Origin of the sequence: Paracoccus aeridis (assembly GCF_004923205.2) — a bacterium.
GTDB lineage: Bacteria > Pseudomonadota > Alphaproteobacteria > Rhodobacterales > Rhodobacteraceae > Paracoccus > Paracoccus aeridis.
Genome location: NZ_SELD02000033.1, coordinates 12,270 through 33,767 on the forward strand (window position 1 = coordinate 12,270; position 21,498 = coordinate 33,767).

At 71.2% G+C, this 21,498-nt stretch carries 20 protein-coding genes and 1 tRNA gene; 12 read left to right on the plus strand and 9 right to left on the minus strand.

The features are described from left to right. The first annotated feature begins 209 nt into the window (after positions 1–209). Positions 210–284: transfer RNA gene (locus ELI80_RS10125), tRNA-Val, on the plus strand. Between the two features lie 66 nt (positions 285–350). On the opposite strand, the gene ELI80_RS10130 is transcribed toward ELI80_RS10125, so the two are convergent. Together ELI80_RS10130 and hisF are read right to left on the minus strand one after the other, a co-directional pair. Beyond that, positions 351–656: a phosphoribosyl-ATP diphosphatase gene (locus ELI80_RS10130; RefSeq protein WP_136651801.1), complete on the minus strand. Its 306-nt coding sequence runs from the start codon at positions 654–656 to the stop codon at positions 351–353. A 26-nt stretch (positions 657–682) separates the two neighbouring features. After that, the gene (hisF, locus tag ELI80_RS10135; RefSeq protein WP_136651748.1) at positions 683–1,444 is read right to left on the minus strand and encodes an imidazole glycerol phosphate synthase subunit HisF; all 762 of its coding nucleotides are present in this window, start codon (positions 1,442–1,444) and stop codon (positions 683–685) included. A gap of 103 nt (positions 1,445–1,547) precedes the next feature. Between hisF and ELI80_RS10140 the strand changes: the two genes are divergently transcribed. Both ELI80_RS10140 and ELI80_RS10145 read left to right on the plus strand, forming a co-directional pair. After that, entirely contained in the window at positions 1,548–2,042 is a 495-nt protein-coding gene (locus tag ELI80_RS10140) for a hypothetical protein (RefSeq protein ID WP_136651749.1), read from the plus strand. 92 nt (positions 2,043–2,134) lie between these two features. Next, positions 2,135–3,340, plus strand: coding sequence for a PAS domain-containing protein (locus tag ELI80_RS10145; RefSeq protein ID WP_143803211.1), 1,206 nt, complete (start codon positions 2,135–2,137; stop codon positions 3,338–3,340). A 125-nt stretch (positions 3,341–3,465) separates the two neighbouring features. On the opposite strand, the gene mfd is transcribed toward ELI80_RS10145, so the two are convergent. After that, positions 3,466–7,233, minus strand: coding sequence for a transcription-repair coupling factor (gene mfd / locus ELI80_RS10150; RefSeq protein ID WP_438943065.1), 3,768 nt, complete (start codon positions 7,231–7,233; stop codon positions 3,466–3,468). Between the two features lie 107 nt (positions 7,234–7,340). Then, positions 7,341–7,985: a hypothetical protein gene (locus ELI80_RS16060; RefSeq protein WP_161596455.1), complete on the minus strand. Its 645-nt coding sequence runs from the start codon at positions 7,983–7,985 to the stop codon at positions 7,341–7,343. A 177-nt stretch (positions 7,986–8,162) separates the two neighbouring features. Between ELI80_RS16060 and hemB the strand changes: the two genes are divergently transcribed. From hemB to ELI80_RS10180, 5 genes are all read left to right on the plus strand, one after another. After that, positions 8,163–9,167, plus strand: coding sequence for a porphobilinogen synthase (gene hemB, locus ELI80_RS10160; protein ID WP_136651751.1), 1,005 nt, complete (start codon positions 8,163–8,165; stop codon positions 9,165–9,167). 123 nt (positions 9,168–9,290) lie between these two features. Next, positions 9,291–10,364 (plus strand): SDR family oxidoreductase, encoded by a 1,074-nt coding sequence (locus ELI80_RS10165; RefSeq protein WP_369122715.1) that lies wholly within the window; start codon positions 9,291–9,293, stop codon positions 10,362–10,364. Positions 10,365–10,475: 111 nt separating this feature from the next. Then, positions 10,476–11,693, plus strand: coding sequence for a glutathionylspermidine synthase family protein (locus ELI80_RS10170; RefSeq protein WP_136651752.1), 1,218 nt, complete (start codon positions 10,476–10,478; stop codon positions 11,691–11,693). A gap of 3 nt (positions 11,694–11,696) precedes the next feature. Then, a complete protein-coding gene (locus tag ELI80_RS10175; RefSeq protein ID WP_136651753.1) occupies positions 11,697–12,338 on the plus strand; it encodes a DUF1190 domain-containing protein in 642 nt (213 codons plus the stop codon). A gap of 66 nt (positions 12,339–12,404) precedes the next feature. After that, the gene (locus tag ELI80_RS10180) at positions 12,405–13,049 is read left to right on the plus strand and encodes a bifunctional 4-hydroxy-2-oxoglutarate aldolase/2-dehydro-3-deoxy-phosphogluconate aldolase (RefSeq protein WP_136651754.1); all 645 of its coding nucleotides are present in this window, start codon (positions 12,405–12,407) and stop codon (positions 13,047–13,049) included. On the opposite strand, the gene xseA is transcribed toward ELI80_RS10180, so the two are convergent. Next, entirely contained in the window at positions 13,046–14,746 is a 1,701-nt protein-coding gene (xseA, locus tag ELI80_RS10185; protein WP_136651755.1) for an exodeoxyribonuclease VII large subunit, read from the minus strand. The genes ELI80_RS10180 and xseA overlap by 4 nt on opposite strands. A 136-nt stretch (positions 14,747–14,882) precedes the next feature. On the opposite strand from xseA, the gene purD reads away from it, so the two are divergent. Both purD and ELI80_RS10195 read left to right on the plus strand, forming a co-directional pair. After that, on the plus strand, positions 14,883–16,145 hold the full coding sequence (purD, locus tag ELI80_RS10190; protein WP_136651756.1) for a phosphoribosylamine--glycine ligase: 1,263 nt from the start codon (positions 14,883–14,885) through the stop codon (positions 16,143–16,145). Further along, positions 16,142–16,555 carry a DUF6508 domain-containing protein gene (locus ELI80_RS10195; protein WP_136651757.1) on the plus strand — a complete coding sequence of 138 codons (414 nt, stop codon included), beginning with the start codon at positions 16,142–16,144 and terminating at the stop codon, positions 16,553–16,555. The genes purD and ELI80_RS10195 overlap by 4 nt, the downstream gene beginning before the upstream one ends. Before the next feature lie 14 nt (positions 16,556–16,569). Here ELI80_RS10195 and ELI80_RS10200 read toward each other — a convergent pair whose 3' ends face one another. Further along, positions 16,570–17,589 carry a ribose-phosphate pyrophosphokinase gene (locus ELI80_RS10200; protein WP_136651758.1) on the minus strand — a complete coding sequence of 340 codons (1,020 nt, stop codon included), beginning with the start codon at positions 17,587–17,589 and terminating at the stop codon, positions 16,570–16,572. A 113-nt stretch (positions 17,590–17,702) separates the two neighbouring features. Between ELI80_RS10200 and ELI80_RS10205 the strand changes: the two genes are divergently transcribed. Both ELI80_RS10205 and ELI80_RS10210 read left to right on the plus strand, forming a co-directional pair. Next, positions 17,703–18,296, plus strand: coding sequence for a 2-hydroxychromene-2-carboxylate isomerase (locus ELI80_RS10205; RefSeq protein ID WP_136651759.1), 594 nt, complete (start codon positions 17,703–17,705; stop codon positions 18,294–18,296). Then, entirely contained in the window at positions 18,293–19,075 is a 783-nt protein-coding gene (locus ELI80_RS10210; RefSeq protein ID WP_136651760.1) for an alpha/beta fold hydrolase, read from the plus strand. The genes ELI80_RS10205 and ELI80_RS10210 overlap by 4 nt, the downstream gene beginning before the upstream one ends. A gap of 12 nt (positions 19,076–19,087) precedes the next feature. Here the strand turns inward: ELI80_RS10210 and ELI80_RS10215 are convergent, their stop codons facing one another. The 3 genes from ELI80_RS10215 to atpD all read right to left on the minus strand — a co-directional run bounded on the left by ELI80_RS10215 (position 19,088) and on the right by atpD (position 21,483). Next, positions 19,088–19,435 (minus strand): H-type lectin domain-containing protein, encoded by a 348-nt coding sequence (locus ELI80_RS10215; RefSeq protein WP_236641436.1) that lies wholly within the window; start codon positions 19,433–19,435, stop codon positions 19,088–19,090. A 167-nt stretch (positions 19,436–19,602) separates the two neighbouring features. Next, complete coding sequence (locus ELI80_RS10220) at positions 19,603–20,052, minus strand: F0F1 ATP synthase subunit epsilon (protein ID WP_136651761.1); 450 nt, start codon at positions 20,050–20,052, stop codon at positions 19,603–19,605. Between the two features lie 9 nt (positions 20,053–20,061). Next, positions 20,062–21,483 carry a F0F1 ATP synthase subunit beta gene (gene atpD / locus ELI80_RS10225; protein ID WP_136651762.1) on the minus strand — a complete coding sequence of 474 codons (1,422 nt, stop codon included), beginning with the start codon at positions 21,481–21,483 and terminating at the stop codon, positions 20,062–20,064. Positions 21,484–21,498: the final 15 nt, after the last annotated feature.

Genomic DNA, 21,498 nt, shown 5'->3' on the forward strand with positions numbered 1-21,498 from the left:
CGCTTGTCCGCGTTCCGGTGCGGTGATCCGGTTCAAGGCGACGGGCCCGCGGTCTCAGCCTCGGCGCATCGAAAAATCGTCTGCGCAGAAGATTGTCGCGAACGGGAAAGCGACCGGCTGCAACGAGCGTCCGCTGGTCGCGGCTGTCGCCCCTTTCCCGCACTTCGCTCTTGCAGCGCGCCGCGCCAGCCGCTATCAGGCGCGTCACCGGGTGATTAGCTCAGCGGTAGAGCGCTTCGTTCACATCGAAGATGTCAGCGGTTCAAATCCGTTATCACCCACCATCATTCCGAAGGCCGTCCCGAAAGGGGCGGCCTTCTTCATGGCGGCCTGCTTCAATGCGGCGGGCGTCAGCGTCCGCGCGCGGCCTTCTCGGCGAGGCCCGACTGCGCCTCGCGCCGCTCCAGCTCCGCCCAGACGTCCGACAGCGGCACGCCGCAGGCCGCGAGCATCACCGTCAGGTGGTACAGCGCATCCGCCGCTTCCGAGGCCAGCCGCGCGCGGTCGCCGCGCACCGCCTCGATGATCGCCTCGACCGCCTCCTCGCCGAACTTCTCGGCGCACTTGGCGGGGCCCTTCGCCAGCAGCTGCGCGGTCCAGCTGGACGCGGGATCGGCGGTCCGCCGCGCCTCGATGGTCGCGGCCAGACGGTCCATCGGGTGACGGCGGTCCTCGGGGTCGGTCATGTCAGCCTCATCGGAATGCCGGCCGCGGCCATGTGGGCCTTGGCCTCGGCCACGGTGTGGGTGCCGAAGTGGAAGATCGAGGCCGCCAGCACCGCGCTCGCGTGGCCCAGCGTCACGCCCTCGACCAGATGGTCCAGCGTCCCCACCCCGCCCGACGCGATCACCGGGACCGGCACCGCGTCCGCGATGGCGCGGGTCAGGTCGATGTTGAACCCCGCCCGCGTCCCGTCCCGGTCCATGCTGGTCAGCAGGATCTCGCCCGCGCCCTTCCCGGCGATGCTGCGCGCGAACTCGACCGCGTCGATGCCGGTCGCCCGGCGGCCGCCGTGGGTGAAGATTTCCCACCGGCCCGGCGCCACGGTCCGCGCGTCGATGGCGCAGACGATGCACTGGCTGCCAAAGCGCGCCGCCGCCTCGGACACGACATCCGGATCGGCCACGGCGGCCGAGTTGAAGCTGACCTTGTCCGCGCCCGCCAACAGCAGGTCGCGCACGTCGCGGTGCGACCGGACGCCGCCGCCGACGGTCAGCGGCACGAAGCAATGCTCGGCCGTGCGCGTCACCAGGTCGAACATCGTCCCGCGATTCTCGTGCGTGGCATGGATGTCGAGAAAGCAGATCTCGTCGGCGCCCGCGGCATCATAGGCGCGCGCGGCCTCGACCGGGTCGCCCGCGTCGATCAGGTCCACGAAGTTGACGCCCTTGACCACGCGCCCGTCGGCCACGTCGAGGCAGGGAATGATGCGCGTCTTGAGCATGGGGTGCCTTTCAGGGATCCCGCGCTGAATGGTCGGCGCGCGCGCGCAAGTCAACACGCGCGGCCCGCTGGACCGCGCCCCGCCGCGGCCCTAGTCTTGCCCCATGCGCCTGTCCGTCCCCACGATCGCCTTCGCCGCCCTTGTCGCGCTGTCGCTCGCCCCGCCTGCGCGGGCCCAATCGGTCCTGTTCGTGCTGGACCAGTCGCAACTTCCCTTCGACCTCAGCCCGGGCGCGCGCGAGAACTCGCCCGCCAACATCAGGAACGCGCCGTCGCAGGCGAAGAACTCGGCGGCAAGTTGGGCGAATTCGCCCAAGGCGCCGGGGAATGCGCCGGACAACCCGGCGAACGGGCCCGACGGGGTGAACGCGATCTTCACGCCCGACGGCGAGTTCGTGGGCTACGCGACGCGGGGCGGCGGGGCGCTGAACCTGTTCTCGGCCAGCGGGCGGCGGATCGCCTACCAGCCAGCGGGCGGGCACACGAAAAGCCTGATGTCGAACGCGGGCGAGTGGTGCGGGACCGTGACCGGCACCCGCCGCGGCGGCTACGCCTTCGGCCTGACCATGGCCTGCGCGCGGCGGTTCTTCGTCAACTGACGGCCGGTAACCCGAAGTTAACGGCCCTGCGCTATCCCGGGTCTCGCGCGGGTGTGTTGCCCGCGGGCGGCAGAGGACCCGAGGAACCCGTGTTGCAATCGCTTGGCCCGACCGACGACGAGCGCGTCCTGCCGCCGGGGCGGCTCAGCTTCACCATCTCGAACCGGCGCGGCATCATCCAGTCGGGCGACATGCTGTTTGCGCAGTTGTCGGCGCGCGATCCGGCGTCCATCGCCGGCGCGCACCACCGCTTCCTGCGCCATCCCGACATGCCGCGCGCCGTCTTCGCCCGCAGCTGGGAACTGCTGCACGCCGGCGGATCGGCCGCCGCCTACGTCAAGAACCTGTCGGCCGACGGGCGCTTTTTCTGGGTCTTCTCGGCGGTGATCCCCGTTTGCGACGGGCATGTCGCCATCCGCTCGGCGCCCCGCGGCCCGCTGTTCGGGCCGGTCTCGGCGGCCTACAGGCGGCTGCATGCGGTCGAACGGCAGGGCGAAGGGATGGCCGCGCAGCTGGCCCGGATGGACGGCGAACTCGCGGCGCTCGGCTTTCCCGACTTCACGTCGTTCATGGCCCGCGTCCTCCAGTCCGAAACCGCGCATCTGCCCGCCGACACCGGCTCGCCGGGGCTGGTGCGGTCCGAGATCGTCGAGCTGAGGTCGAAGATTGCTGGCCTTGACCGCGCGCAGAGGGAGCTTGCGGAGGCGGTGCGCGCGCTGCACCTCATCCCCACGAACATGCGGATCATCGCCTCGCGGCTGGAGCCGTCGGGCGGGCCGGTCAGCGCGATCGCCGACCGCTACAAGCACGACTCGGCCGAGCTGATCGCACGCATGATCGACGGGCAGAGCATCCGCAACGGGTCCGCCGCGCCGCTGATCGAAGTGCTGGACGACATGCTGATCCATGACGCGATCATCCGCCTGCTGACAGCCGCCGCCGGGCAGGCCGAGGGACAGGCCGAAAGCCAAGGCGGGTTCGGCCTGCACAGCGGCGCCCAGGCGGCGGCCCTGATGCGCGCATCCTGCGATGCCCCGCCCGAAGGGATCACGGTCCTGACGCCGGCCGAACTGCGGTTGCGGCTCCATCAGGTGCGGCACGGGGCCGAGGCCGTCATCCGGCTGATGGCCGGGCTGGAACAGGTGCGGATCCTGGGCGAGGTCGAAAGCAGCCGCGTGCGCGATGACGACCAGGGCCTGTCGGCGGTGGTGGCGCAGCTGCGGGCGTTCCACGACGACGTCCGCGAGCGGCTCAGGCCGATGATGCTGCTGCTGCGGCACCTGGACGTGGCGGTTTGACGTGACCGCCGCGGGCTGTTGAAGTCTGGTGGCCGCGGTCTGGCGTGGGTGGTCTGGTCGGTGCGGTCCGGTCCGGCCTGCCGGCGGCAAAGCTCAATGCGGCCCCCCTGGGCGCGCCGCCCAGCCTACCGGGGCCGCGGCTTTCCCTTGCGGTCGAACACCGCCCGCGCCGCGGCGCCCCGCGGGGTCGTTCCGGGCGCGGGCTTGAACGGCTTGGCCGGCGGCAGCTTGACCCCGCCGCCATCCTGTCGCGCCGGCATCTTGCCGCTTCCCGTGCCCGCCTGCGCCGATGGTTTCGCAGCCGCGCCGGCGCCGCCCGCCGCGCCAGTTCCGTGCCCGGTCTTCCCCTGCCCGATCTTTCCCTGTCCGATCATTTCTTGCGCCGCCTTGCCAGCCGATCCTGCGCCCGAACCGGACGACCGTGCCGCCCCCGCGCCGGCTCCTGCCGCCGCCCCTGACCCACCCTCGGCCGCCTTCACCTTGGCGGCAAGGTCGCGCGCCACGGCGAAAGCGCCCTTGATGCGGTCGGCATCCGTCTTCCATTCGCGGGCCACGAGGATCTTGTTGTCCGCGATCCGGGCGCGGCCGTTCTGTTCGTCGAGGAACTCGACCAGCCCGGCCGGGTTAGGAAACCTGTCCATGTGGAACTGCACCGTCGCGCCCTTGGGACCGGCGTCCAGCTTGGCGATGTTCGCCCGCTTCGCCATCGCCTTGATGCGGATGACCAGCAGCAGCGTGTTCACCTCGCGCGGGAGCGGGCCGAAGCGGTCGATCAGCTCGGCCGCGAACCCCTCCAGCTCGACCTTGGTCGTCAGCTGGGACAGGCGGCGATACAGCTCCAGCCGCACGTCGAGATCGGGGATGAAGCTGTCCGGGATCGTCACCGGCACGCCGAGGTTCAGCTGCGGCGCCCATTCGTCGTCGGGCGTGCCCTCCAGCTCGCCCGACTTCAGCTTGGCGATCGTCTCCTCCAGCATCTGCTGGTACAGCTCGAACCCGACTTCCTTGATGTGGCCCGACTGCTCCTCGCCCAGAAGGTTGCCCGCGCCCCGCAGGTCGAGGTCCTGCGAGGCGAGGTTGAACCCCGCGCCGAGGCTGTCGATCGAGCCCAGGAACTTCAGCCGCCGGATCGCCTGCGGGGTCAGCGGGACGCGCGGCTTCGTGGTGAGATAGGCATAGGCGCGGGTCTTCGACCGGCCCACGCGGCCGCGGATCTGGTAGAGCTGCGACAGGCCGAACATGTCGGCGCGCCAGACGATCATCGTGTTCGCGCGCGGAATGTCGAGGCCGGATTCGACGATCGTCGTCGCCAGCAGCACGTCGTGGCTGCCGTCGTAGAAGGCGTTCATGCGTTCGTCGAGATCGCCCGCGGCGAGCTGGCCGTGCGCGACGATGAAGCTGACCTCGGGCACGTTCTCGCGCAGCCAGTCCTCGACCTCGGGCAGGTCGGCAAGGCGGGGCACGACGAAGAACGACTGCCCGCCGCGGTACTTCTCGCGCAGCAGCGCCTCGCGGATGGTGACGCTGTCGAACTCGCTGACATAGGTGCGGATCGCGAGCCGGTCGACGGGGGGCGTGCCGATGACCGACAGGTCGCGCACGCCCGTCAGCGACAGCTGCAGCGTGCGCGGGATCGGCGTCGCGGTCAGGGTCAGGACGTGGATGTCGGACCGCAGCTCCTTCAGCCGTTCCTTGTGGGCAACGCCGAAGTGCTGTTCCTCGTCGATGATGAGCAGGCCGAGGTCCTTGAACCGGACCTGTTTCGCCAGCACCGCGTGGGTGCCGACGACGATGTCCACCGTGCCGTCGGCGAGACCCGCGCGCGTCTCGGCCGCGTCCCGCGCGGTCACGAATCGCGACAGCGGCCGCACCGTGATCGCGGTGCCGCGGAAGCGTTCGGCGAAGCTGCGGAAATGCTGGCGCGCGAGCAGCGTCGTCGGCGCCACGACGGTGACCTGCTTGCCCTGCGAGGCCGCGACGAAGGCCGCGCGCATGGCCACCTCGGTCTTGCCGAAGCCCACGTCGCCCACCACCAGCCGGTCCATCGGCCGGCCGGCCGACAGGTCCTCGGCCACGTCCTCGATCGCGGCCATCTGGTCGTCGGTCTCGGTATAGGGGAAGCGGGCGGCGAACGCCTCCCACTCGTGATGCTCGGGTTCCAGCACCGGGGCGGCGCGCAGGACGCGTTCGGCCGCGACCCGCATCAGCTTGTCGGCGATCTGGCGGATGCGGTCCTTCAGCCGCGACTTCCGCGCCTGCCACGCGCCGCCGCCGAGCTTGTCGAGCAAGCCCTGCTCGTGCCCGTAGCGGGTCAGCAGCTCGATGTTCTCGACCGGCAGGTAGAGCCGGTCCCCGCCCGCGTATTCCAGCGCCACGCAGTCATGCGGCACGCCAAGCGCCTTGATCGTCTCCAGCCCGGTATAGCGGCCGATCCCGTGTTCGACATGGACGACGAGGTCGCCGGGGCTGAGCGTCGTCGTGTCCTTGAGGAAGTTCTCGGCCCGCCGCCGCTTCTTCGCGCCGCGGATGAGCCGGTCGCCCAGCACGTCCTGTTCCGAGATGACGGCGAGCGCGCCGGTCGCCTTGCCGTCGGCGACGAAGCCTTCCTCGAGCGGCCATACGGCGATCCCGAGCGATCCCTGCTGGTCGGGCAGGTCGCGGAGCGCGCCGATCGACGTCGCGCCGATCAGCCCCTCGTCAGACAGAAGCCCCGCCAGGCGCTCGCGGGCGCCGTCCGAAAAGGTCGCGACCACGACGCGGCGGGTCTTCTGCAGGTCGCGGATGTGGTCGGCCAAGGCGCCGAACAGGTCGGTCTTTTCCGCCTGCCGCTCGGGCGCGAAACTGCGGCCCGCGCGGCCGCCCGCGTCCAGCACCCCCGGTCCCGGCGGTTGGTGCAGCACCGACAGGCGCAGCGTCCGCCGCGCGGCCATCCAGCCGTTCCATTCCGCTTCGTCCGCGAACAGCGATCCCGGCGCGACCGGGCGATACACGCTGTCGCCGCTGCGCTTGCCCATCGCCTCGCGCCGGGCGTCGTACTGTTCGCTCACGGTGTGCCAGCGGCCTGCCCGCACCTGTTCGAGGTGGTCGTCCAGCACTACCGAGGCACCGGGCAGGTAGTCGAACAGGCTTTCCAGCCGCTCGTGGAACCACGGCAGCCAGTGTTCCATCCCCGCGACCTTCTGGCCCGCGCTCACCGCCTCGTACAGCGGATCGTTCGCGCCGCCGCCGTATTCGGCGCGGTAGGTGGTGCGGAAGCGGGTGATCGATTCGTCGTTCAGCACGACCTCGGACATCGGCGCGATCTCGACCCGGTCGAGGCTGCCGAGGCTGCGCTGCGTTTCCGGGTCGAACCGGCGGATCCCGTCCAGCACGTCGCCGAAAAGGTCCAGCCGGACCGGGCCGGACCCGCCGGGCGGGAAGATGTCGATGATGCCGCCGCGCACGGCGTAGTCGCCCGGTTCGGTCACGGTCGGCGCCTGCGAGAAGCCCATGCGGACGAGGAAGTCGCGCAGCCGCCCCTCGTCCAGCCGCTCGCCCTTGACGGCGGCGAAGCTTGCGCCCCGCACCGTGTCGCGGGCGGGGACGCGCTGCATGGCGGCGTTGAGCGTCGTCAGCAGCACGAAGGGCGGCCGGATGGCGCCCCCGTCCCCCGTGCCGGACGCGAGCGCCGCCAGCACCTGCAGCCGCTGCGCCATGATCTCGCCCGAGGGCGAGACGCGGTCGTAGGGCGTCGTGTCCCAGGACGGAAACTCGAGCACCGCAAGCTGCGGCGCGAAGAAGGCGAGCGAGGCGCGCATCGCCGCCATCCGCCGGTCGTCGCGGGCGACATGGACCACGGCCGCGCCGCGTTTGGCGGCCGCCTGCGCCTCGTGCGCCAGCAGGGCTGCGTCCATGCCTTCGGGGGCGCCGGATAGGATCAGGTTCTCGGCCATGGGGTTGAGGTAAACCGAGCCTCGGGGAAGTCAAGCGGCGAGCCGGAAGGCCGGCGCGGGCCGGGCGTTCAGAAACCGTAGGGATGCATGATGACCCACCACGTCCCCCGGACGGCGGCGGCGGCGACGGCCAGCATCGACAGGACGACCGCCTGCAGGCGGTGGCGCGTCATGGCGGCGGCGGCGGCATCGGCGGCCCTGGCGGCCGTGATCCGCCCCGCATGCGCGTCGTCCAGAAGCGGCCGCAATCGCTGGGCGAGGCGGACGCGCATGAGCAGCAGCACCGCCAGCGGCGCCGCCAGCAGCACCATCGCCTGCGCCAGTTCCAGCCCGTAGCCGAACCCGAGGACGACCAGGCTCGTCAGGATGAACGCGCCGACCGCCGCGAGGATCGCGCCGTCCGTCGGGGCCACGCGCCAGCGCGGCAGCGTGAGCGACAGCCAGTCGAGCAGCAGCAGCCCTTCGACCGGCACCGCCCCGGTGCCGCCCCCCGCATCATTCCGCGTCTTGTCGCCTGCATCATCCGCCGCCTTGTCGCCCGGCTCGACCCCCGTCCCGCCCGCCGCCTCGCCCGCCGCGCGCAGCGCCACGCGGGCGCGGTGCAGCACCTCGCCGGGGACCCCCAGCATCCCGCGCCCCACGATGGTCCACGCGGACAGAAGCGCCAGCCAGTACCAGACCGAGCTGAAGGACCGCAGGTCCAGAAGTCTCATGAACCCGTCGTATCCCGCCACGTCCAACGCCCTGAGGAAAACCCGTTCGAACCCTTACCTTAGGCACAGGATCTGCGCGAGGGAACGCGAAACCGCCAGCGGTTGCGGCGGCCCGGCAAAGCCCCGTATCACGAGGCAGCCGTCCGTCCGCCCAGGTTCACCCCCAAGGAATGCCACATGCCAGCCACGCACGTCATCGCGCCCTATCCCGCGACCCGCCTGCGCCGCCTGCGCCGCACGCCCGCGATCCGTGCGCTGACCGCGGAACACGCGCTGTCCGCGGGCAACCTGATCTGGCCGATCTTCGTGACCGAGGTCGCGGGGGGCGAGGGCGAGATCGCCTCGATGCCCGGCGTCGACCGGCTGACGCTCGACGGCGCGCGGCGGGCGGCGGAACGGGCGGCGACGCTCGGCATCCCGGCGATCTGCATCTTCCCGCATTCCGACCGCGATCTGAAGGACGAGACCTGCGCCCGCGCGTGGGACCCCGACAACATCGGCAACCGGGCGATCCGCGCGATCAAGGAGGTCGCGCCGGACCTGGCCGTGATGACGGACATCGCGCTCGACCCCTACAACATCAACGGGCATGACGGCTTCGTACGGGACGGGATCATCCTCAACGACGAGACGGTCGAGGCGCTGGTCCGCATGGCGCTGGCGCAGGCGGATGCGGGCGCCGACATCCTCGGCCCCAGCGACATGATGGACGGGCGCATTGGCGCGCTGCGGGCGGCGCTCGAGCGCGCGGGGCACAAGGACGTCGCGATCCTGTCCTATGCGGCGAAATACGCGTCGGCCTTTTACGGCCCGTTCCGCGACGCGGTGGGCGCGTCGGGCCGGCTGGTGGGTGACAAGAAGACCTACCAGATCGACCCCGCGAACCGGGGCGAGGCGCTGCGCTGCGTCGCCCGCGACCTGTCCGAGGGCGCGGACATGGTGATGGTGAAGCCGGGGATGCCCTATCTCGACATCTGCCGCGAGGTGAAGGACCAGTTCGGCGCGCCGACCTTCGCCTATCAGGTCAGCGGTGAATACGCGATGCTGGAAGGGGCGATCCGCGCCGGCTGGCTCAGCCGCGACGTGGTGGCCGAAAGCCTGCTGTCGTTCCGCCGCGCGGGCTGCGACGGGGTGCTGACCTACTACGCGCCGCAGGTGGCCGAGGCGCTGGCGGCGCGTTGAACGCCCACGCCGCCGATTAACAAACTTCTGGCTCGCGGCGGGGAACGGCCTGCCGAAGCGCGCGCGTTCGGCTTCCATCGGTCCCGGGCGATCCGCCGGGGCAGTTTCCGGAGGCTTCGACGCATGGACGACCACCCCAGAATGCCCGACGACGATCCCGTCAATGACCCGGCGCGCCGCCGCGCGATCGGCAGTCTCGCCGGCGGCATCGCCGCGGTCGGGATGGCCGGCGCGGCCAGCGGCCAGACAGCAACCGCAACCCCGCCTGCCTCGCCGCCCGCGGCATCCGCGGCAAGCGCCGGCGCGGCAACCGCGTCCCCGCTCCGCAACCCCGTGGACCTTTACCCCAACCCGCCGTTCCCGGAACAGACGCAGCCCTGGCCGGGCCTGCAGTCGCAGATGACCCCCCGGCCGGATTCGGGCGAGGACAGCTATATCGGCACCGGCCGCCTGCGGGGGCGCCGCGCGCTGATCACGGGCGGCGACAGCGGCATCGGCCGCGCGGCCGCGATCGCCTTTGCCCGCGAAGGCGCGGACGTCGCGATCAACTACCACCCGGACGAGGAACCCGATGCGCAGGAGGTCGTGGCCCTGATCGAGGCCGAGGGCCGCAAGGCCGCCGCCATCCCCGGCGACCTGACCGACGCGGCCTTCTGCCGCGAGCTGGTTGACCGCGCGCTGGCCGAGCTTGGCGGGCTGGACATTCTCGTGAACAACGCGGGCTACCAGCAGACCAAGAAGACGCTGGACGAGATAACCGACGAGCAGTTCGAGCGTACCTTCCGGACCAACGTCTTCGCGCCGTTCTTCATCACCAAGGCGGCGCTCCCGCACATGCCGCCCGGCGCCGCGATCATCATCACCGCGTCGGTCCAGGGGGTGAACCCGGCGGGCGAGCTGTTCGACTATGCCCAGACCAAGGCCGCCAACATCGCCTATGCCAAGTCGCTGGCCAAGCAGCTGGCGCCCAGGGGCATCCGCGTGAACGCGGTCGCGCCCGGCCCGTTCTGGACGCCGCTTCAGGTCTCGGGCGGGCAGATCCCGTCAAAGCTTCCGCAGTTCGGGTCGGACAGCCCGATGGGGCGGCCCGGACAGCCGGTCGAGATCGCGCCGCTTTACGTGGCGCTTGCCGCCGCCGACAATACCTATGCCTCGGGCCAGCTCTACGGGTCGAGCGGGGGGAGCGGGCAGGACTGAACGGCGATGCCGCCGCGAGGCACGCCGCCTGCGCGCGCGTGCCTCTTTGGCCTTGCAACGCGCGCGCCACGCGACCAAATCGGACCGGAGGCAGAGGGAGCAGACGCCGCGATGCAGAAGATCACCGTTGCCGAACGGCCCGGCTGGCGCGACCGCGCCGCCGAACTCGGCTTCACTTTCGCCGACATGGGTGGGGAACCCTACTGGGACGAGACCTCGGCCTACCGCTTCACGCTGCGCCAGATCGAGGACGACATCGAGGACCCGGCGACCGAGCTGCACGAGATGTGCCGGCAGGCGGTCGCCCACGCCGTCACCTCCGAGGAGTGGATGACGCGGCTGGAGATTCCGCGCCCCTACTGGGACTTCGTCGAACGCAGCTGGGCCCACGGCGAGCCCGAGCTCTACGGCCGCTTCGACCTCGCCTATGACGGCAACGGACCGGCGAAGCTGCTGGAATACAACGCCGACACCCCGACCTCGCTCTATGAATCCGCGTCCTTCCAGTGGCTCTGGTTCGAGGAAAGCCGCGACGCCGGCACGCTCGGCCCCAACACCGACCAGTTCAACACCATCCACGAGGCCCTTGCCGAACGCTGGGCCGAGATCGCACCGCAGGGCGAGGACATCCACTTCGCCGCCGACCGCGACAACCCCGAGGATTTCGCCACGGTCGAGGCGCTGGCCTGGGCCGCGCGCGAGGCGGGGCTGGGCGCCCACTTCACCGCGCTTGCCGACATCGGGCTCAGCGAAGACGGGCAGTTCGCCGACGACAAGGACCGGGTGATCGGAACGCTCTTCAAGCTGTACCCGTGGGAAGACATGCTGCGCGACGACTTCGCCGCGCATCTGCAGCCCTCGCAGACCCGCTTCATCGAGCCGCCGTGGAAAGCCGTCCTGTCGAACAAGGGGATCCTGCCCTTGCTGTGGCAGATGTTCCCCGACCACCCGAACCTGCTGCCGGCTTTCTTCGCCGCCGACATCGAGGCCGCGCGCCGGGGCGAGCGCAACGACTTCACCGACGCGATCGCACGGGCGGAACCGCAGCTTTCGCGCGGCCACGTTGCCAAGCCCGTGTTCTCGCGCGAGGGGGCGGGCGTCGTCATCACCGAAGCCGGGCGCGAGGTCGAGCGTGCGCCCGACGACAGCTACTCGCACCACCCGCGGGTCGTGCAGGCGCTGGCCCCCCTGCCCGACTTCGACGGCTTCCACCCCGTCCTCGGCGCGTGGATCGTGGGCCTGCGCTGCGCCGGCCTGGGCGTGCGCGAGGACCGGGCCCGGATCACCCACAACCTGTCCCGCTTCAAGCCGCATTTTATCGAGGGGTAAGCCATGACCGTCCATTCCCGACCCCCTGCCGCCGCCGCCAACCCCGCCCGCAAGCGGTCGCGCCATGTCGCGCTGGTGCTGGCGGGAACGGCGATGCTCACGCTGGCCGCCTGCGAGGACGACCGCGTGGACGCGCAGGCCTTTCCCGACCTCGAAAGCTGCCTTGCGGCCGCGAAGGGCAGCGGGCTGTTCTTCACCGAAACCGACTGCCGCACCCAGTTCGCCGCCGCGCAGGAAGAACACCTGGAAACCGCCCCGCGCTACGCCAGCAAGGAGCTGTGCGAACAGGAACACGGCGCGGGCGCCTGCGGCGACGATCCGGCCGCGCAGCAGAGCCAGGGCGGAGGCTTCAGCTTCATGCCGCTGTTCATGGGCTACATGATGGGGTCGATGCTGTCGCGGGGCGGCGGCGTGTTCAGCCAGCCGATGATCCGCACGCCGAACGGCTATTCCACGCCCAACGGGAACCAGTCCTTCGCGTCCAACCGCGGCTCGGCGCGGGTGCCGACCAGCACCTTCGCCCGCGCGCCGTCAACCATCGGCAAGGCCCCGATGAGCGCGACGCAGGTGTCCCAGCGCGGCGGCTTCGGCGCCTCGGCCACGTCGCGCGCCACGGGCGGCGCCGCGCGCAGCGTCGGGGGCTGACGCGCGGCCTTGCGCCGGGCGGACCGCTGGCGCAGGGTCGCGGCTGACCCGCGAAAGGAGGCCGCGATGACCCGCCCGACCCGCTCTGATCGGACCCGCCAGCTTGCCGGCCTCGCCCCGGTGATCCCGGTCCTCGTGATCCCCGACGCGGGACTGGCCGCCGACCTTGGCCGGACCCTGATCGGCGCCGGCCTTCCGGTGCTGGAAGTCACCCTGCGGACCGACGGCGCGTTCGACGCGATCCGGGCGATGGCGGACCTGCCCGGCGGCCATGTCGGCGCCGGCACGGTCCTGACCGCGGACGACGCGCGGCGCGCCAGGGACAACGGCGCGACCTTCGCGGTGTCGCCGGGCCTTACCGACGCGATCGTCGCTGCCTGCGACGAAATCGACCTGCCGCTTCTTCCCGGCGTCGCCACGGCGTCCGAGGCGATGGCCGCGCGCGAATACGGCTTCGACATGCTGAAGCTGTTCCCGGCCGAAGCGGTCGGCGGCCGCGCGCTTCTCAAGGCGCTCTCCGGGCCGCTGCCGCAGCTGTCGTTCTGCCCGACCGGCGGCATCACGCCCGAAACCGCGCCCGACTATCTGACGCTTCCGAACGTCGCCTGCGTCGGCGGCAGCTGGATCGCGCCCGAGGCCGACCAACGCGCCCGCGACTGGACCGCCATCGGCGCCCGCGCCCGCGCGGCGGCGGGGCTGACGCGCGGCTAGAACAGCGACTTCTGTCCTTCGCCCGGCGCCTTGCCGCGCCCCCGGCCCTTCGGCGGCGCGGTTTCGGGCCGCGCCACCACCTGGCCGTCGTGGAACTCGATCGTCAGCTGCGGCATCGCGGCGGCCGGCGCGGCGGAGGTCACGACCTCGCCCTCGGGCCCCCGGATCACCGCGAAGCCGCGCTTCAGCGTCTCCATGTGCCCGAGCGTCTGGCGCAGCCGGTCGAGGCGGTCGAGCGTGTCCGCGCGGCCCGCGACGATGCGCCCCGCCGCCTGGTGGAGCCGCGACGTCGCCCGGTCCAGCGCCGTGCGGCCTTCGGCCACGTCGCGCCGCGCCTCGGCGAGCATCCGCGCCCGCGCACCGTCGAGCTGCCGCGACAGCCGCGCCAGCCGCTCGGCCTCGCCGCGCGCGATGCGTCGGGCGGCGGCGCCAAGGCGCGGCTCCATCCCGGCGATGCGGCGTCTCGCCTCTGCCACGGGTCGGTTCAGGTTGCCGCGCGGCACCAGGTCCAGCGCGCGTCGGCGCTGCGCGCGTTCCCGCGCGGCGGCGAGGTCCAGCTGCGCCGCCATGCGGGCGAAACCCGTCCGCTTGTCGCGGGTGAAGTTCCTCAGCGAGAAGATCGGCAGGTCCAGCGCCGCCACGTCGCGCTTGCGGTCGCGGACGAAGCCCTTGAGCGCGGGCTCCAGCCGCGGCCCGGTCAGGTCGAACCGCTGCCGCGGCGCCTCGGTCAGCGCCTGCGGCCGCCCGAGCCCGCGCGCGAGATCGGCCAGCCGTTGCCGCGACAGCGTGCCCGACCGCGCCGCCGCCCGCAGCAGCCGCGTGCGCGCGTCGGCCGTCCGCAGGATCAGCTCCGACCGCACCGGCACCGCGAGCTCGGCCGCCGCGGTGGGGGTCGGCGCGCGCAGGTCGGCGGCGTGGTCGATCAGCGTCGTGTCGGTCTCGTGCCCCACGGCGGAGATCAGCGGGATCGTCCCCTCGGCCACGGCGCGGACCACCACCTCCTCGTTGAAGCCCCACAGGTCCTCGACCGACCCGCCCCCGCGCGCCACGATGATGAGATCGGGCCGCGGAACCCGCCCGCCGGGGGCAAGCCCGTTCAGCCCGCGGATCGCCGCCGCCACCTGCGGCGCGCATTCGCGGCCCTGCACGGCCACGGGGAAGATCAGCACGCGGCTGGGGAAGCGGTCGCGCAGGCGGTGGAGGATGTCGCGGATCACCGCGCCCGACGGTGAGGTCACGACCGCGATCACGCCCGGAAGATAGGGCACCCTGCGCTTGCGGTCGGCGTGGAACAGCCCCTCCGCCTCCAGCTGGCGGCGGCGCTGGTCCAGCATCGCCATCAGCGCGCCGAGGCCCGCGGGCTCCACGTCCTCGACCAGCAGCTGGTACTTGGACTGGCCCGGAAACGTGGTCAGGCGGCCGGTCGCGATGATCTCCATCCCCTCCTCGGGGCGGTGCGACAGGCGCCCGACGCTGCCCTTCCAGCAGACGGAAGCGATGCAGGCGCGGTCGTCCTTAAGGTCGAAGTACAGGTGCCCCGATCCCGGCCGCGACACGCGCCCGACCTCGCCGCGGACGCGGACGCGGGCGAACTCCCCCTCGATCACGCGCTTCACGGCGCCCGAGATCTCGGACACGGACAGGGGCGGGGTGTTGCCGGCGGCGGCGCCGGGGCCGCTTTCCTCGAAAAGATCCATGCCCACAGATGGCGCGGGCGGGGGCCGGTTGGCAAGCCCGGCCGGCCTTGTGAGCGGGGCGCGGCTTGCCTTATCACCACGCCGACACGGCGCACCACACCGCGCACCCAACGGCGCACCACACGGGGCAACCTGCATGAACATCCTGATCCTCGGCGGCGGCGGGCGCGAACACGCGCTGGCCTGGGCGATCCGCCAGAACCCGAAATGCGACCGGCTGATCGTGGCGCCGGGGAACGCCGGAATCGCCGCGATCGCGCGCTGTGCCGACCTCGCGATCACCGATGGCGCGGCGGTCGCGGCGTTCTGCGACGAGAACGCGATCGACCTGGTGGTGATCGGGCCCGAGGCGCCGCTGGCCGCGGGCGTCGCCGATGCGCTGCGCGAAACCGGGATCTCGGTCTTCGGCCCGTCGCGCGCCGCCGCCATGCTGGAGGCGTCGAAGGCCTTCACCAAGGAAATCTGCGACGCCGTCGGCGCCCCGACCGCAGCCTGGGCGCGCTTCACCGACGCGGCCGCCGCCCGTGCCCATGTCGCCCGCACCGGCGCGCCGATCGTGGTCAAGGCCGACGGCCTCGCCGCCGGCAAGGGCGTCACCGTCGCGATGACGGAGGCCGAGGCCGTTGCCGCGATCGACGCGGCGCTCGGCGGCGCGTTCGGCGAGGCCGGCGCATCGGTCGTGATCGAGGAGTTCATGCAGGGCGAGGAGGCGAGCTTCTTCGTCCTCGTCGACGGCGAAACCTGCCTGCCTGTCGGCACCGCGCAGGACCACAAGCGCGCGGGCGACGGCGACACCGGCCCGAACACCGGCGGCATGGGCGCCTATTCCCCTGCCCCGGTGATGACCGATGCGATCCGGGCGCAGGTCATGGACCGGATCGTGCGGCCCACGATGGCGGAAATGGCCCGCCGCGGCACCCCGTTCCAGGGTGTCCTGTTCGCCGGGCTGATGATCGAGGGCGGCGAGGCGCGGCTGGTCGAATACAACGTCCGCTTCGGCGATCCCGAGACGCAGGCGCTGATGATGCGGCTCGGCGGGCAGGCGCTCGACCTGATCCAGGCCTGCGCCGAGGGGCGGCTGGCCGGGATGTCGGTCACCTGGGCCGACGACCATGCGATGACGGTCGTGCTGGCCGCCAGGGGCTATCCCGGCGACTCCGCGAAGGGCGGCGTGATCGGCGGACTGGGCGGGCTGCCGGAAACCTCGTTGCAGATGATGTTCCACGCCGGCACTGCCGAGCGTGACGGCGCGGTCGTGGCGAACGGCGGCCGCGTCCTCAACGCGACCGGACGCGGCGCGACGCTGGCCGAGGCGCGCGCGCGGGCCTATGCTCTGGCCGAGGCGGTGGACTGGCCGGACGGCTTCTACCGCCGCGACATCGGGTGGAGGGCGCTGTGACCGGACCGGAGCTGGGCCATGTCGAACCGGCGGGGCTTGCCGCGCTTGCAGCTTTCGCGTCCCGGCTGGACGAGCCGTTCGGGGATTGGAAGGGCGGCGACACGCTGAACGAGGACGCGATCACCCTGCCGTGGTTCGCCCCCTCGCCGCTGGTCCTGGACTTCGTCCAGGCCGCCTACGAACACGGGCTCGTCGTTCCGTTCGAGTGGTCGGACTGGATGGCGGCAGGCGGGCGCGACCTCGTCTTCGCCGCGCCCGAGGCAATGGCCGGCCTGTCGCTGGCCGACGTGCAGCGGGTCGCCACGGCGATCATCCGCGGCGATCGGTTCAGCGAAGGCGCGCTGGCCGAGGCGTTCGAGGACGGCCGCATGCCCGCCCTGATCCGCCGCCTCGTGGTGCTGGCCGCCTGACGCGGAGGCCCGCTTCAGACCGCCGAATACATCCCCTCGTAGACCGGCTGCAGGGTTTCCAGCTCGAACAGCGACGACACCGAGGTGCCGTTCCAGATCGACATGATCGCCTGCGCGAAGAGCGGCGCGGTCGGGACCACGCGGATGTTGCGGGCCGAGCGCACCGCGTCGTGCTGGTGGATCGAATCGGTGATGACGAGCGACTGCATGATCGAGTTCTCGATCCGCTCGACCGCCGGGCCGGACAGCACGCCGTGGGTGATGTAGGCGTGAACCTCGGTCGCTCCGTGGTCGGCCAGAAGCTGCGCGGCCTTCACCAGCGTCCCCGCGGTGTCGCAGATGTCGTCCACGATGATGCAGGTCTTGCCCGAAACGTCGCCGATGACCGTCATCTCGGCGATCTCGCCCGCCTTCTCGCGCCGCTTGTCCACGATCGCCATCGGCGCGTTGATCCGGGCCGCGATCTCGCGCGCGCGGCCGACGCCGCCCACGTCCGGCGACACGATCATCAGGTCGTCCATCCGGCCCTTGAAGTGGTGCTGGATGTCCAGCGAGAAGATCGGCGCGGCGTAGAGGTTGTCCACCGGGATGTCGAAGAAACCCTGGATCTGGGTCGCGTGCAGGTCGAGCGTCAGGACCCGGTCGATCCCGGCCTGCGTCAGCAGGTTCGCGACCAGCTTCGCGCTGATCGGCGTGCGGGCCTTGGCGCGGCGGTCCTGCCGGGCATAGCCGAAATAGGGGATCACGGCGGTGATCCGGGCCGCGCTCGACCGGCGCAGCGCGTCGGCGATGATGAGCAATTCCATCAGGTTGTCGTTGGCGGGGTTCGAGGTCGGCTGGACGATGTACATGTCCTCGCCGCGCACGTTCTCGTACACCTCGACGAAGATTTCCTGGTCGTTGAAGCGTTCGACCCGCGCGTCCACCGGCGCCACGTTCATCCCGCGGTGCATGGACATGCGGCGCGCGATCGCCAGCGCGAGCGGCCGGTTCGCGTTGCCCGCGATGAGCTTGGGTTCGGTCATGGCGGGCATCTGCGTCTCCGGGCGATTGTGCAAACGGCGGGAATCGTGTGATTGCGCCCGCATTATCACCGCGATAGCGTCCCCGCAAACGCCGAGGACGGCAGCTTGAAGGACAGGGACAGATGGCGCAGATCGACTATTTCTTCGGGACGATCAGCCCTTATGCCTATCTTGCCGGCGACCGGCTCGAACGGATCGCCGAACGGCACGGCGCGCGGGTCACCTACCGTCCGCTCGACATCATGCAGCTGTTCGACCGCACCGGCGGCGTCCGCCCGGCCGCCCGCCACCCCTCGCGCATGGACTACCGTTCGCAGGAACTGGCGCGCTGGTCCGAGCATCTGGGCATGCCGCTGCGGATGGACGTGCCGATGACGAACATGGCGCCGTCGTCCTATGCCATCATCGCGGCGCAGGAACAGGGCGGCGGCGACGTGGGCGCGCTGGTGCGGGGCGTGCTGTCCGCGCGATTCGTGGACGGGCGCGACGTGGCCGAGGACGAGGTCATCCGCGACGTCCTCGCGGCCGCGGGGTTCGACCCCGCCATCGCCGACAAGGGGCTGTTCGTGGGCGCCGAGGAATACGGCCGCAACCTCGAGCGCGCGGTCGATGCGGGCGTGTTCGGATCGCCCTTCTACGTCGTCAGGGACAGCGGGCAGAAGTTCTGGGGGCAGGACCGGCTCGACTTCCTCGACCGCCATCTCGGCACGCTGTGAACGGCATCAACTTCCGCCATTGGCCCGGCGACACCGACCGGCCGGCGCTGGCGCTGCACTGCATGATGGGCAGCGCGTCCTACTGGGGTCCGATCGCGGACCGGCTGGGCGGCCGCGTCGACCTGCGTGGCTTCGACATGCCGGGCCACGGCCGCAGCGAGCCGTGGATGCCCGAGCAGGGCGTGGATTTCCACACCGCCGTCACCCGGATCGCGGCGGCCGCGATCGACCGGCCGCTGGACCTGATCGGCCATTCGCTGGGCGCGACCGTCGCGCTGCGCATCGCCGTGGCAGCGCCGGACGCCGTTCGGACCCTCACGCTGATCGAGCCGGTACTGTTCGCGGCCCTGCCCGACGGTCTGGCGGCCCGCGACGCGGCTGCGTCGGAAATGCGCCGGCTGATCGACGAGGGCCGGCCACTGGATGCGGCGCGGCGATTCCTCGACACCTGGGGCGGACCGGGCGGTTTCGACGCCATGCCGGAGGCGCTGCATCCGGCGCTGGCACGGCAGATCGCCCTGGTTGCCGATACCAACGCGACGCTGTCCCATGACACGGCCCGGATCCTGCGCGAGGACGGGCTCGAATCTATCGATGCGCCGGTGATGCTGGTCCGTGGCGCCGAGAGCGCCCCCGAGATGGCGGGCATTCTCGACGCGCTGGCGGGGCGGTTGGCCGATGTCGGCCGGGCGGTGGTGCCGGGCGCGGGTCACATGCTGCCGCTGACACATCCCGACGCGGTGGCGGGCGTGATCGCGGCGAACCTCGACCGGGCCTGACCCGGGAAGGGCCTACAGGTCGAAATCGTCGAGGTGGCGAACCGGCCCGATCGCCAGCCACTCGGCCCGGATACGCGCCACCCGCGTGTCGCCCCAGGTGCTGAACACGATGTCGAAGCCTTCGGCGGTGATCCGATCCGCCTGAATGTCGCCGCGCTGGTTCGTCTCGCCGCCGGTATCCCACATGCCGACGCTGACGTGAACCACCGGGGCGGACAGGAACGGCTCGAGGAAGACGACACGCTGGCGCGCCTCGCGCGGGCCCTGGCCGGTCCACATGGGGCCGCCATCCTCGAAGGCCGAGAACAGCAGCTTCGCGCCGCGCGCTACGCCGACCGAGGCATGGCCAAAGCGAATCAAGGCGAAACCCTTTTTGGTATTGGACCTGCGTCGATCCGCGATGGATCATCGACCGACGCAGGTCTGCAAGCCCCTTCGCGGCAGACTGAGATATGTGAAGCCGCAAAGCTGCCGGGACGCGAACGGCCCCGCAGGGGGGCCGCCGGTCATCTTCGATGAGCGCCGGATCAGTCGGGAACGGTCGACTGGTTCGGGTCCAGCCCGATATGCGTGCCGAGCGCCTGCATGTCGCCCAGCAGCTTCGTGGCGCTCGCGACCATGTCGTTGCCGTGGCGGTCGACGCGGCCCTCGGCCGCCTTCCGGACGCGGTGCGCGTCGCGCAGCATTTCGTTGAAGACATCCTGCGTGATCTCGTCGCGGCGGTGGCCACGCTCGGCCAGCAGGCTGACGCTGTCGGCGTTGATCTCGACGAAACCGCCGGTGACCGCGAACTCGGTCGCGTTGCCGGCGCCGTCGATCACGGTCACCATGCCGGGCCGCAGCGTGACGATGGTCGGCGCATGGCCGGGCATCGCCGTCAGGTCGCCGTCGGTCCCCGGCAGGCGAACCTCGCGCGCCGCGACGGAGACGAGGCTCCGTTCGGGCGAGACGAGGTCGAACTGCATCGTGTCGGCCATGTCGCCCCCTTACGCCGCGTCCGCGGCCAGGCGCTGCGCCTTGGCTTTCACTTCCTCGATCCCGCCGACCATGTAGAAGGCGGCTTCGGGCAGGTGGTCGTATTCACCGGCGACCACCGCCTTGAACGACGAGATCGTGTCTTCCAGCGGAACCTGCACGCCGTCCGAGCCGGTGAAGACCTTGGCCACGTCGAAGGGCTGCGACAGGAAGCGCTGGATCTTGCGGGCGCGCGCCACGGTCAGCTTGTCCTCTTCGGACAGTTCGTCCATGCCGAGGATGGCGATGATGTCCTGCAGCGACTTGTACTTCTGCAGGATGCCCTGGACCGAGCGCGCGACGCCGTAGTGTTCCTCGCCCAGGATCTGCGGGTCCATCAGGCGCGACGAGGAATCGAGCGGGTCCACGGCCGGGTAGATCCCCAGTTCCGAGATCGCGCGCGACAGGTTGGTCGTCGCGTCGAGGTGGGCGAAGGTCGTGGCCGGCGCCGGGTCGGTGAGGTCGTCGGCCGGAACGTAGACGGCCTGGATCGAGGTGATCGAGCCGTTCTTGGTCGAGGTGATGCGTTCCTGCATCGCGCCCATGTCGGTCGCCAGCGTCGGCTGGTAGCCCACGGCGGACGGGATCCGGCCCAGCAGCGCCGACACTTCCGAACCCGCCTGCGTGAAGCGGAAGATGTTGTCGACGAAGAACAGCACGTCCGTGCCCGAGGCGTCGCGGAACTGTTCTGCCAGCGTCAGGCCGGTCAGCGCCACGCGCATCCGCGCCCCCGGAGGCTCGTTCATCTGGCCGTAGACCAGCGCCACCTGCGACTCGGCGAGGTTGTCGGGCTTGATGACGCCCGACTCCACCATCTCGTGGTAGAGGTCGTTGCCCTCGCGGGTGCGCTCGCCCACGCCGGCGAACACGGAATAGCCCGAGTGCACCTTGGCGATGTTGTTGATCAGTTCCATGATCAGCACGGTCTTGCCGACGCCCGCGCCGCCGAACAGGCCGATCTTGCCGCCCTTGGAATAGGGCGCCAGCAGGTCGATGACCTTGATGCCGGTGACGAGGATTTCCGAGCTGGTCGCCTGCGCCGCGAATTCCGGCGCGGGCTGGTGGATGGCGCGGGTTTCCTGCGCCACGACCGGGCCCTGGTCGTCGACGGGCTCGCCGACGACGTTCAGGATGCGGCCCAGCGTCGCCTCGCCAACCGGCACCTGGATCGGGCCGCCGGTGTCGCGCACCGACTCGCCGCGGACCAGGCCCTCGGTCGCGTCCATCGCGATGGCGCGGACGGTGTTCTCGCCCAGGTGCTGCGCCACTTCCAGCACCAGCTTGCGGCCGTTGTTCTCGGTTTCCAGCGCGTTCAGAATCGCCGGCAGTTGGTCGTCGAACTTGACGTCGACGACGGCGCCGATGACCTGAGTGATCTTGCCCGTGGCTGCCATGTGTCTACCCCTGCG

Bases quoted from the DNA above. Each gene is read 5' to 3' on its own strand.
- ELI80_RS10130 (WP_136651801.1), bottom strand. From the start codon at position 656: ATGGACCGTCTGGCCGCGACCATCGAGGCGCGGCGGACCGCCGATCCC.
- hisF (WP_136651748.1), bottom strand. From the start codon at position 1,444: ATGCTCAAGACGCGCATCATTCCCTGCCTCGACGTGGCCGACGGGCGC.
- ELI80_RS10140 (WP_136651749.1), top strand. From the start codon at position 1,548: ATGCGCCTGTCCGTCCCCACGATCGCCTTCGCCGCCCTTGTCGCGCTG.
- mfd (WP_438943065.1), bottom strand. From the start codon at position 7,233: ATGGACGCAGCCCTGCTGGCGCACGAGGCGCAGGCGGCCGCCAAACGC.
- ELI80_RS16060 (WP_161596455.1), bottom strand. From the start codon at position 7,985: ATGAGACTTCTGGACCTGCGGTCCTTCAGCTCGGTCTGGTACTGGCTG.
- hemB (WP_136651751.1), top strand. From the start codon at position 8,163: ATGCCAGCCACGCACGTCATCGCGCCCTATCCCGCGACCCGCCTGCGC.
- ELI80_RS10165 (WP_369122715.1), top strand. From the start codon at position 9,291: ATGGACGACCACCCCAGAATGCCCGACGACGATCCCGTCAATGACCCG.
- ELI80_RS10170 (WP_136651752.1), top strand. From the start codon at position 10,476: ATGCAGAAGATCACCGTTGCCGAACGGCCCGGCTGGCGCGACCGCGCC.
- ELI80_RS10175 (WP_136651753.1), top strand. From the start codon at position 11,697: ATGACCGTCCATTCCCGACCCCCTGCCGCCGCCGCCAACCCCGCCCGC.
- ELI80_RS10180 (WP_136651754.1), top strand. From the start codon at position 12,405: ATGACCCGCCCGACCCGCTCTGATCGGACCCGCCAGCTTGCCGGCCTC.
- xseA (WP_136651755.1), bottom strand. From the start codon at position 14,746: ATGGATCTTTTCGAGGAAAGCGGCCCCGGCGCCGCCGCCGGCAACACC.
- purD (WP_136651756.1), top strand. From the start codon at position 14,883: ATGAACATCCTGATCCTCGGCGGCGGCGGGCGCGAACACGCGCTGGCC.
- ELI80_RS10200 (WP_136651758.1), bottom strand. From the start codon at position 17,589: ATGCCCGCCATGACCGAACCCAAGCTCATCGCGGGCAACGCGAACCGG.
- ELI80_RS10205 (WP_136651759.1), top strand. From the start codon at position 17,703: ATGGCGCAGATCGACTATTTCTTCGGGACGATCAGCCCTTATGCCTAT.
- ELI80_RS10220 (WP_136651761.1), bottom strand. From the start codon at position 20,052: ATGGCCGACACGATGCAGTTCGACCTCGTCTCGCCCGAACGGAGCCTC.
- atpD (WP_136651762.1), bottom strand. From the start codon at position 21,483: ATGGCAGCCACGGGCAAGATCACTCAGGTCATCGGCGCCGTCGTCGAC.